The organism is Streptomyces sp. NRRL B-24484 (genome assembly GCF_000717715.1).
In the GTDB taxonomy this organism is placed as follows: domain Bacteria; phylum Actinomycetota; class Actinomycetes; order Streptomycetales; family Streptomycetaceae; genus Kitasatospora.
Genome location: NZ_JOAI01000069.1, coordinates 22,011 through 31,632, shown reverse-complemented (window position 1 = coordinate 31,632; position 9,622 = coordinate 22,011). Strand labels below are relative to the sequence as shown.

9 protein-coding genes and 1 pseudogene are annotated in these 9,622 nt (G+C 72.7%); 7 read left to right on the top strand and 3 right to left on the bottom strand.

Annotated elements, in window-relative coordinates:
- The 4 genes from IE98_RS0138315 to IE98_RS0138300 all read left to right on the top strand — a co-directional run.
- The coding region (locus IE98_RS0138315; protein ID WP_234443848.1) for a LysR family transcriptional regulator at window positions 1–1,001 on the top strand (1,001 nt) is incomplete at its 5' end.
- A 34-nt stretch (window positions 1,002–1,035) separates the two neighbouring features.
- Window positions 1,036–1,392, top strand: a complete 357-nt coding sequence (locus IE98_RS0138310; protein WP_030276915.1) for a VOC family protein — start codon at window positions 1,036–1,038, stop codon at window positions 1,390–1,392.
- Between the two features lie 28 nt (window positions 1,393–1,420).
- Window positions 1,421–2,077 (top strand): NADPH-dependent F420 reductase, encoded by a 657-nt coding sequence (locus tag IE98_RS0138305; protein WP_030276912.1) that lies wholly within the window; start codon window positions 1,421–1,423, stop codon window positions 2,075–2,077.
- A 2-nt stretch (window positions 2,078–2,079) separates the two neighbouring features.
- Window positions 2,080–2,820 carry a PIG-L deacetylase family protein gene (locus IE98_RS0138300; RefSeq protein ID WP_030276910.1) on the top strand — a complete coding sequence of 247 codons (741 nt, stop codon included), beginning with the start codon at window positions 2,080–2,082 and terminating at the stop codon, window positions 2,818–2,820.
- Here the strand turns inward: IE98_RS0138300 and IE98_RS52410 are convergent.
- Window positions 2,784–3,740: a DedA family protein gene (locus IE98_RS52410; protein ID WP_063749081.1), complete on the bottom strand. Its 957-nt coding sequence runs from the start codon at window positions 3,738–3,740 to the stop codon at window positions 2,784–2,786. The two genes, IE98_RS0138300 and IE98_RS52410, sit on opposite strands and share 37 nt — an antisense overlap.
- A 4-nt stretch (window positions 3,741–3,744) precedes the next feature.
- Entirely contained in the window at window positions 3,745–3,939 is a 195-nt protein-coding gene (locus IE98_RS0138290) for a DUF1918 domain-containing protein (RefSeq protein ID WP_030276906.1), read from the bottom strand.
- Between the two features lie 334 nt (window positions 3,940–4,273).
- Between IE98_RS0138290 and IE98_RS43760 the strand changes: the two are divergent.
- A pseudogene (locus IE98_RS43760) lies at window positions 4,274–6,542 on the top strand (discoidin domain-containing protein).
- A 105-nt stretch (window positions 6,543–6,647) separates the two neighbouring features.
- Here the strand turns inward: IE98_RS43760 and IE98_RS0138280 are convergent.
- Window positions 6,648–7,307 (bottom strand): TetR/AcrR family transcriptional regulator, encoded by a 660-nt coding sequence (locus IE98_RS0138280; RefSeq protein WP_030276904.1) that lies wholly within the window; start codon window positions 7,305–7,307, stop codon window positions 6,648–6,650.
- A 410-nt stretch (window positions 7,308–7,717) separates the two neighbouring features.
- On the opposite strand from IE98_RS0138280, the gene IE98_RS0138275 reads away from it, so the two are divergent.
- Both IE98_RS0138275 and IE98_RS0138270 read left to right on the top strand, forming a co-directional pair.
- The gene (locus IE98_RS0138275; protein ID WP_030276902.1) at window positions 7,718–8,257 is read left to right on the top strand and encodes an ArsR/SmtB family transcription factor; all 540 of its coding nucleotides are present in this window, start codon (window positions 7,718–7,720) and stop codon (window positions 8,255–8,257) included.
- A 17-nt stretch (window positions 8,258–8,274) separates the two neighbouring features.
- Window positions 8,275–9,540 (top strand): MFS transporter, encoded by a 1,266-nt coding sequence (locus IE98_RS0138270; RefSeq protein WP_420706262.1) that lies wholly within the window; start codon window positions 8,275–8,277, stop codon window positions 9,538–9,540.
- The last annotated feature ends 82 nt before the right edge of the window (window positions 9,541–9,622 follow it).

Below are 9,622 nucleotides of genomic sequence, written 5' to 3'. Positions count from 1 at the left end.
CCCATCCCCCGCCCCATCCCCGGCCACCGGCCGGACCGCCGACAGCCGAGGCCCCACCCGTGCTCGATCTCCGCCACCTGCAGGTGCTCCGCGCCATCGCCCGCGAGGGTTCGCTCGCCGCCGCCGGCCGCTCCCTGGGGCACAGCCAGCCGACGGTGAGCCACCACCTGGCCACCCTGGAGGCGCACTTCCGCACCCCCCTGGTCCACCGCGGCGCCCGCGGCGCCGTCCTCACCGAGGCCGGCCTCGCCCTGCTGCCGCACGCCGAGGCGGTGCTCGACCGGGTCCGGGTCGCCGAGCGGGAACTCACCGAGCTGGTGGAGCGCGGCGCCGCCACCCTCAGGGTCGGCACCTTCCCGACCGCCGGCGCCCTGCTGCTGCCGCCAGCCGTCCGCACCCTGCACCGCGCCGGCGTGCACCTGGCCCTCACCGAGGGCGAGCTGCCGGCCCTGCTGGCCGGGCTGCGCAGCCGGCAGCTGCAGATCGCCCTGGTCTACTCCCGCTCCGACGGCGGCCTCGACCTCGGCGAGGACTTCGTCGTCCACCCGCTGCTGGAGGAGCCGCTGCAGCTCGTCCTGCCGGCCGACCACCCGCAGGCCACCCGCGACCGGGTGCCGCTGGCGGCGCTGCGCGAGGACGGCTGGATCCTCGGCGTCAGCGACGCCGACCCGGTCGACCGGGTGCTGTTCCGGGCCTGTGCGGAGGACGGCTTCGAACCCGTACCGGTCCTGCGCACCGACGACTACGCGGTGCTGCAGGGGTTCGTCGCCGCCGGGGTCGGCGTGGCGCTGCTGCCGCGGCTCGGTCTCGGCCCGCACCGGGACGACCTCGCGGTGCGGCCGGTCGACGGTCCGCAACTGGTCCGGAGGATCGGCGTCGCCGCGCTGCGCACCAGTGATTCGGCGAACGCCAAGGCCCTGCTGGCAGCCCTCCGTGACGAGGCGGACCGGCTGCGTCACCGCTGGTCGGAGGCGGATCGGGCGGCGGACGACGGTGGGTGATGCCCCGTCAGCTCGGGTGGACTATGGTGCGACCATGGCACTGGAGTGGGAGCAGGTCGTCGTGGACTCCGCCGATCCGGTGGCGCTCGGCCGGTGGTGGGTGTCCGCCCTGGGGTGGACGGTCGTCAACGACGCACCGGACGAGTTCGAGATCCGCCCGTCCGCGGACCGGCTGCCCGGCCTGGTCTTCGTCCCGGTGCCCGAGCGCAAGCAGCTGAAGAACCGCCTCCACCTGGACTTCCGTCCCGACGACCAGGCCGCCGAGGTCGAGCGGCTGCTCGCGCTCGGCGCCCGCCGGGCCGACGTCGGACAGGACGGGGCACCCTGGGTCGTCCTCGCAGACCCGGAAGGCAATGAGTTCTGCGTCCTCGCCCAACGAAGCGACCCTTGAACGGGACCCCACACACGGGAGACTTGCGATGCGATTCGGGATCATCGGTACGGGCACGGTCGGCCGCACCCTGGCGGCCAAGCTCGTCGCGCTGGGCCACGAGGTCACCCTCGGCTCGCGCACCAAGGACAACACGGCGGCCGTCTCCTGGGCGGAGCAGTCCGGCCCGAACGGCCACGCCGGCACCTTCGCCGACGCCGCCGAGTTCGGCGACGTCGTGATCAACGCGACCGCGGGCACGGTCTCGCTCCCGGCCCTGCGGCTGGCCGGCGCCGAGCGGCTCGCCGGCAAGGTGCTGATCGACGTCTCCAACCCGCTGGTGTTCTCGCCGACCGGCGAGGTCAGCCTGGAGCCGGTCAACACCGACAGCGTCGGCGAGCAGATCCAGCGGGAGTTCCCCGCGACCCGGGTGGTCAAGGCGCTCAACACGCTGTCCGCCCCGCTGATGGTGGACCCGGGCCGGGTGCCCGGCCCGCACCAGCTCTTCGTCGCCGGCGAGGACCCCGAGGCGAAGGCCCTCGTCCGCGGCGTGTTGGAGCAGTTCGGCTGGCCCGACGGGCAGATCATCGACCTGGGCGGGATCAGCGCGGCCCGCGGCACCGAGATGCTGATGCCGTTCTGGCTGAGGCTGATGGGCCACTTCGGCCACACCGACTTCAACTACTCGATCAGGAGCGCCGACTGACCATGACGGACCAGGCAGCACCCCCGTACCGGCCGGTCACCGAGGACTGGCGGACGGCCCTCGCCGTCGTCGCACATCCGGACGACATGGAGTACGGCGCCGCGGCGGCGGTCGCCCGCTGGACCTCCCAGGGCAAGCGCGTCGTCTACGTGATGGCCACCAGCGGCGAGGCGGGCATCGACTCGATGGACCCGGAGACCTGCCGCCGCGTCCGGGAGGAGGAGCAGATCGCCTCCGCGGCCCTCGTCGGCGTCGACGTGGTGGAGTTCCTCGGCCACCAGGACGGCGTCGTCGAGTACGGGCTGCCACTGCGCAAGGACATCGCCCGGACGATCCGGCGGCACCGCCCGGAGATCGTCATCACCACCAACTTCCGCGAGACCTACGGCGGGACGTGGCCCAACCAGGCGGACCACATCGCGGTCGGCCGCGCCACCCTGGACGCCGTCCGGGACGCGGGCAACCGCTGGGTCTTCCGCGACCTGCTGGACGAGGGCCACGAGCCGTGGAACGGCGTCCGGCAGCTGTGGGCCGCGGCCTCGCCGGACTCCGGCCACGCGGTGGACACCACCGAGTCCTTCGACCGCGGCGTGGCCTCGCTGGAGGCGCACCGCGCGTACCTGGACGGGCTCGGCGGCGACATGGCGGACGCCCGCGGCACCCTGGAGACCTTCGGGGCGATGGCCGGCGAACGGCTCGGCACCCGCTACGCCTCGCCGTTCGAGGTCATCCTGCTGGGCTGATCGTCCGGGCCGTCCGGCCCGTGCCCCCGGCCGGGTCCCCGGCCACCCGATCCGCCCCCGCCGGCCCCCGGCGGGGGCGGATCCGGTCGTGGGCCCGTCGAGCCCTCCGCGGTGCCGCCCTCCGGCCCCGCCGGGCCCTCCCCGCGGCCGGTCCCCGCAGGACCGTCCTCGGCGGGACCGTCCGGCGCCGGGCCGTCCGCACCCTCTGCACCCTCCGCGGCCGCCTCGCCGCCGTCCGTGACCCCCTCGGCTCCGGCATCAGCCCCGGGCTCGGCCTCGGCAGCGGCCCCGCTCGCGGTCCGGCGGCGCCGCTTCAGGTAGGCGCGGAGCCCGACGAGGGCGACCAGCACGCCGAGCCCGGCGAGCAGGTAGACCTGGTAGCGCAGCGCCTGTTCGTAGAGGGTGCCGATGTCCGTGCCGAGGGCGTAGCCGAGCGCGGACCAGACGCCCACCCAGAGTGCGGCGCCGACGATGTTGGCGGGCAGGAAGCGCCGCCAGGCCATGTCGGTGGTGCCGGCGATGATCCCGTTGGTCTGGCGCAGGACGTCGATGAACCGGGCGACGACGACGACCTTGACGCCGTTGCGCCGGAAGAAGCCCTCGGCGTGGGCCATCCGGGCGGGGGTGAGCCAGACGTACTTGCCCCAGCGGTGGACGAAGGCGTGGCCGCCGGTGCGGCCGATCAGGTAGCCGAGGCTGTTGCCCACCACGGCGGCCGTGAACGCCACGGCGACCACGCCCGCGATGGACATCCGGCCGGTGCCCGCGTAGACGGCGGCCAGCACCAGGACGGTCTGGCCGGGGACGGGGATGCCGCAGTTGTCGAGCAGCACGAGCAGGCCCACTGCCAGATAGCCGTAGTCGTCCAGCAGTGGGGCCAGGTGGGCCAGCGGGCCCGGCAGCGGAGGCGGGGTCGTCAATCCCTTAGCGGTGTTCCTGCTGGTGCTCGATGACGCAGTCCGGGCCGGGATACACCAGGCCGTCGTGACCGTCCTCGAAACGGACCAGGTACGGGGGCTCGCCGTCCGTCCCGCGGACCTCGATGATCTCGCCCTTGCGGTCCACCATGCCGACGGACCTGCTGTGGATGTGGAGCTGGTCGCCCACAGTGGCTTGCATGATCATGCTCCTCGGTGGCTGTCGACACTGAACTGTGCTTCCACTCTGCGGCGCGGTCCGGGTGCACGCAATGGGGGCAGATGGGGCACAACTTCCCTCACCCCACAGGTGATCACATCTTTGCTGGACCGTCACATCCAAATTGCAGGCTTCGATCGATTTTTTGCGCACGGGTATGGACTTCGTGCAACCGCTGCTCATAGTCTCGCCACGCCCGGCGGGAAGCCGCGGGCTGCACCGGCGCGTCGTCGACACGGCGTCAGTGCGGCGCGGCGGCCGGGCACTTGCCCCCACCCGGAGCACCCCCACGATCGGCAAGGATGTGCAGCCGCAGATGCAGCAACCACCCCCCACCCGGCACGGCAGGCGCACCGTCGCGGCCCTGACCGCCACCGCCCTCGGCACCGTCGGCCTGCTGACCGCCGTCCTGGCGAACGCCGGTGCCGCGCACGCCGCCGGCGTGCCCGCCCTCTCCCCGCTGAACGTCCCGGGCCGCGGAGCGACCGTGCCGTTCGTCGAGCAGGAGGCGGAGTACGCCGCCACCAACGGCACCGTGATCGGCCCGGACCGCAAGTACGGTGCGCTGCCGTCCGAGGCGTCCGGCCGGCAGGCCGTCGCGCTCAACGGCACCGGCCAGTACGTCGAGTTCACGCTGACCCAGCCGGCCAACTCGATCGACTTCCGCTACAGCCTGCCGGACTCGGCGGACGGCAAGGGCCGCGACGCCTCGATCGACCTGCTGGTCGACGGCGCCAAGCTGAAGAGCGTCCCGGTCACCTCGAAGTACAGCTGGTACTACGGCGGTTACCCGTTCAACAACAACCCGGGCGACTCCAACCCGCACCACTTCTACGACGAGACGCGTACCCTGCTCGGCCAGACCTACCCGGTCGGCACCAAGATCCGGCTGCAGGTCGCCTCGACCGCCCAGTCGCCGACCTTCACCATCGACCTGGCGGACTTCGAGAACGTCGCCGGGCCGATCGGCAAGCCGGCCGGCGCCCTCGACGTGGTCGGCGACTTCGGGGCTGACCCGACCGGCGCCACCGACTCCACCGCCAAGTTCCAGGCCGCGGTCGACGCGGGCGCGGCGCAGGGCAGGGCCGTGTACATCCCGCAGGGCAACTTCACCCTGTACAGCCACGTGGTCGTGGACAAGGTGACCCTGGCCGGCGCCGGCCCGTGGTACTCGGTGCTCGGCGGACGCGACCCGAACAACCGCGCCAACGCGGCCGGCATCTACGGCAAGTGGGCCAACCAGGGCGGCAGCTCGAACGTCACCCTCAAGGACTTCGCGATCATCGGCGACATCCGCGAGCGGGTCGACGAGGACCAGGTCAACGCACTCGGCGGCGCGATGTCCAACTCCACCGTCGACGACCTGTGGCTGCAGCACACCAAGGTCGGCGCCTGGATGGACGGCCCGATGGACCGGCTCACCATCAAGAACAGCCGCATCCTCGACCAGACCGCCGACGGCGTGAACTTCCACACCGGCGTCACCAACTCGACGGTCACCAACACCTTCGTCCGCAACACCGGTGACGACGGTCTCGCCTCGTGGCCACAGGACAAGCCGAACACCAACGACAGCTTCACCCACAACACCGTGGTGCTGCCGATCCTGGCGAACAACATCGTCACCTACGGCGGCCGCGACTTCACCATCTCCGACAACGTCATGTCGGACACCATCACCAACGGCGGCGGCCTGCACATCGCCAACCGCTACCCGGGCGTGAACTCCGGCAGCGGCACCGCCGTCGCGGGCACCATCACCGCCGCCCGCAACACGCTGATCCGCACCGGCAACAGCGACTTCAACTGGAACTTCGGCGTCGGCGCGGTCTGGTTCAGCGGCCTCAACGAGCCGATCAGCGGCGCGACGATCAACATCACCGACACCGACATCCTGGACAGCTCCTACGAGGCGATCCAGACCATCGAGGGTGCCGCCAACGGCATCAACTTCACCAACGTGAACATCAACGGCGCCGGCACGTACGCCGTCCAGGCGCAGGCCAACGCCACCCTGAAGTTCACCAACGTGAAGGCCACCAACATCGCGCAGTCCGCCACGCCGATCCACAACTGCGTGGGCACCGGCTTCGTCATCACCGACGGCGGCGGGAACTCCGGCCTGACCGGCTCCACCTGCACCGGCACCTGGCCGGCGCCGGTCTGGACGTACAACGGCGTGCCGTCGAACCCGGGCACCTTCAGCCCCTCGCCGAGCCCCTCGCAGTCCTCCTCGCCCTCGCCGACCAGACGTACGGTGCGGGCAACGCGGTGGACGGTGACGCCAACTCGTACTGGGAGAGCGCGAACAACGCCTTCCCGCAGTGGGTGCAGGTGGATCTCGGCTGCGCGGTGAGTCTCGGCAAGGTCACCCTGAAGCTGCCGTCTCCGTGCAGGGTTCCGCCGACGGTTCGTCCTTCACCACCCTGGTGGGGTCGGCCGGCTACACCTTCGACCCGGCCACCGGCAACACGGTGACGATCAACCTCCCGGCCAACTCGACCCGCTACCTGCGGATCGCCGTGACCGGAAACACCGCCTGGCCGGCCGGCCAGTTCTCCGAACTCCAGGCCTTCGCCTCCTGACCGCGAAGACCTGGCAGCGGATGCCCACCTCGCCGGAGGTGGGCATCCGCCTTTCGCGCTCCGTGTCCGAGCGGTCGGCCCCGGGTACGGGCAGCCGGCGCGTGCTCAGGCGGCGGGCCGCTCCGCCAGGTAGCCGCGGAGCAGCCGCTTGCACTCGCCGATCAGTGCCGGGTCGCCCTCCGGGTCCACCCGGAAGGCCACCTTGAGGACGGCGTCCGCGCACTCCAGGGCCACCCGCAGCGCCAGCGCGAAGCCCGGGTAGGCGAACAGCTCGCCGCCGAGGGCGCCGATCCGCTCGGCGACCGCCGCGTTGTTGTCCAAGTCCCGGTCGAGCAGGTGCCGGTCGTCCCGGAGGTCGCCCGGTACCGCGGCGACCAGACCGAAGTCCAGGTGTCCGAACCCGGCGACGGTGCGCTTCATGGCGACGAACTCGTCCACCGCCAGGTCGACGAAGCCGGGGACGCCGACGGGCGCCGCCGACTCGATCCGGACGGTCAGCCGGGCGATGAAGCGGTCCAGGTTCCGCTCCGCGAGGGCGCCCAGCAGGCTCTCCTTGCCGGAGAAGAACTGGTACAGCGTGCCGATCGGCACCTGCGCCCGCTGCGCGACCTCCTTGGTGGTCAGTGCCGTCGGGCCGACCTCGTCGAGCAGGCCCGCACAGGCGTCCAGCAGCCGCTCGTAGCGCTCCTGGCTGCGCTGCTGGACGGGCCGCCGCCGGACCGCCCCGGCCGGCGGCCTGCGGTCTGTCCCCGTCTGCGCCTTCATGGGATCACTGTGCCGTATCGGGCATTCCACGCGCGAATCAGGTTCGGTGCGGCGGTCGGACGGCCTCTCGGTCGTCGACGGGCGCGGCCACCACGGCACGGGCAACGCGTTCGGCCGTCCAGCGGCCGGGTTCCTCCATCGAGGAGGGCAGTGGCCGCGGGGCGGCAGCGGAAGGACGTCGGCAGCCGGGCGCCCGCGTCGGACACCCCCGCGGCGACGGAGGCGTACGGCACGGGCTCCGGCCCGCAGCCCCACTGGTCCGATGGTCTTCCGGGACCGGACTCCTCGCTCGACCGACGCCGGGCCGGAAGCCGCGGAGCAGGGACGAAAGCGTCATGTGCGGGACGGCCGCCTCCGGAAGCCCGGCAAACCGCTTGACGAATGGTCAAGAAGTGTTGACCATTGAGGGCATGCCTACCGACGATCTTCCCGAGACGTTCCACGTCACCACCGACGAACAGCTGCGGGCCGTCTCCAACCTGACGCGCCACCGGATCATGGCCGTGCTCCGCTTCGAGCCCGCGACGATCACGCAGATCGCCGAGCGCGTGGGCCTCGCGAAGGGGAGCTCCAGCTACCACGTACGACTGCTCGAACGGGCCGGCCTGGTGACGGTGGTGCGGACGCGGAAGGTCCGCGGGGTCACCGAGCGGTACTACGCCATGGCCGCCCGGTCGATCGTGCTGCCGGACCCGGGCGAAGGGGGGCCGGACGTGCTGATGCGGCACGCGGTGGCGGACCTGGAGGCCGCGCCGGCGAACGGTGAGCGGCACGTGCGGATGGCGCACCTGCGGCTCACCGAGGAGCAGTTCGCGGAGCTCGGGGCGCGGCTGGATGCGCTGGCGGACGAGTACCGCGAGCTGTCCGACCCGTCGCTGCCGGACGCGTCACTCGTCTTCGCGCTCTTCCACCCGGCGCGGCCCGCGCAGACCGAGGGGGACGCCAGGTGAGCACGGAGACCAAGAAGTTGCCGATCGGGTTCGGCCGGCTGTGGACCGCGCAGACGGTGTCCTCGCTCGGTGACGGGGTGTCGCACGCCGCGCTGCCGCTGCTCGCCCTGACGCTGACGCGGGATCCGATGGCGCTGGCCGTCGTCACGGCCGCCGGAACGCTGCCCTGGCTGCTCTTCGGGGTGCTCGGCGGTGCGCTGGTGGACCGCTGGGACCGTCGGCGCACGATGGTGGCCACGGACGCGGCGCGTGCGGCCCTGCTCGCGATACCGGCAGCCGCGGCCGCGCTCGACGCGCTGAGCATTACCCTGCTCGCGGCCGTCGCCTTCCTGCTCGGCCTCGGCGGACTCTTCTTCGACACGGCCGCCACGGCCTACCTGCCGGACCTGCTCGGCCGCGACCCCGTGCTCCTGGAGCGCGCCAACTCCCGCCTGCGCGGCACCCAGACCGCCGCGTCCGGCTTCGCGGGGCCGCCCGCGGGCAGTGCCCTGCTCGCCCTCGGCCGGGCGTTCCCGCTGCTCACCGACGCCGTGTCGTTCGCCCTCTCCGCACTGCTCGTACGCTCGCTGCCCGCCGCACCCGGGCCCGTACCGCAGGCCCGTGAGTCGCTGCTGCGCCAGGCACGGGACGGCGCCTCGTACGTGTTCCGGGACCGGCTGCTGCTCGGGCTCGCGCTGCGTCCGGCCGTCGGGAACATCGCCTTCCTCGCCGTGGAGACCGTACTCGCGCTCTTCGCGCACGACCGTCTCGGCCTCGGCACCTCCGGCTTCGGCCTGCTCCTCACGGCGGAGGCCACCGGCGGTCTGCTCGGCGCGGGCATCGCCTCCTTCCTCGGCCGGCGACTCGGCACCGGCACCGCGCTGACCTGCACGGCCGCGGTCGAGGGACTCGCCGTCCTGGGGCTCGCCGCTGCCCCGAACCCGTACGTCGCCGGCCTCGCGCTCGCCGTCTGCGGGGCGGGCATGGGCGCCACCATGGTGCTCGCCCCCTCCCTCCGACAGGCGGTCGTCCCCGCCCACCTGATGGGCCGGGTCGCCTCCACCTCCCGCATGCTCGCCATGTGCGCCGCCCCGTTCGGCGCCTTCCTCGGCGGCTGGCTGGCCAGCGCCTACGACGTACGCACCCCGCTCTACGCCGCCGCCGGCCTCCTCCTCACCATGACCGCCGTCACCGCGACCATGACCAGCAACCGCCGGGTCGAGGCGGCGTTGCGCGCCGCCGTCCCGGCCGGGCCCCCGGAGCACGCAGAAGCCGCGGATCTCGTTCCGGAGGGCGCCGTTTAGGGCTCCGGGAGGTCGTCGGGGGAGTGCCGGGCTCCGCTCGGACCCGGAGGACGACAGGGCGGGGCCGAGCGGACCCTCGGCC